Here is a 929-nt window from a genome sequence, read left to right on the forward strand (position 1 = left end):
TAACCGAAAGTACTTTGGTTCTTGTCGTGGCATTACCTGGTACAACTTTCTTTCGGATCAGTTCTCCGGCTTTCATGGCATTGTCGTCCCTGGAACACTGCGTGATTCCATCTTTGTTCTGGAGGGGCTATTGGAACAGCAAACCGGCCTGAACCCGATAGAGGTTATGACCGACACGGCCGGTGCTAGCGATATGGTGTTCGGTTTGTTCTGGCTTCTGGGCTATCAGTTTTCACCACGCCTGTCTGATGCCGGTGAATCTGTTTTCTGGCGCGTGGACAAAGAGGCCAACTACGGTGCATTGAATGACCTGGCGCGTAATTGCGCCCATCCCCAAAAGATTGAGCATCACTGGGAAGACATGATGCGTATCGCAGGTTCTCTCAAGCTCGGTACCGTGCAGGCCTCCGATCTGATCCGATCGCTGCTGAAAAGTGATCGTCCTTCCAGTCTGGCACAAGCCATCATTGAAGCTGGCCGGATCAACAAAACCTTGTACCTGCTGAACTATGTGGATGATGAGGATTACCGCCGCCGGATATTGACCCAGTTGAATCGGGGCGAAGGCCGTCACGCAGTCGCGAGGGCTATCTGTCACGGTCAGCGCGGTGAGATACGGAAACGGTATCGGGAGGGTCAGGAAGATCAATTTGGCGTGCTGGGTTTGGTGACCAATGCTCTGGTGTTATGGAACACCATTTACATGCAAGCTGCCCTGGATCACTTACGACAACGGGGCGAGGAAGTGAAGGAAGAGGACGAAGCCAGATTATCCCCGCTCAGCTATAAGCATGTGAACATGCTGGGACACTACTCGTTTACGCTGGCAGAACAGGTGCTGAATGGCCAGCTCAGACCACTAAAGCAGCCTTCGGAGCTGGATGAATGGCCTTAGCGTACGTTTTCGTTCCGTTGGACTTCAAACCCCT

The 929-nt window shown here is 52.9% G+C and carries 1 protein-coding gene; it reads left to right on the plus strand.

Annotated features, from left to right (window positions below):
* Positions 1-895 (plus strand): Tn3 family transposase (locus HJG40_RS13815; RefSeq protein WP_215864735.1); only part of this gene is annotated, 895 nt, incomplete at its 5' end.
* Positions 896-929 lie beyond the last annotated feature (34 nt).

This window comes from Acidithiobacillus concretivorus, from assembly GCF_018853445.1.
Lineage (GTDB): Bacteria > Pseudomonadota > Gammaproteobacteria > Acidithiobacillales > Acidithiobacillaceae > Acidithiobacillus > Acidithiobacillus concretivorus.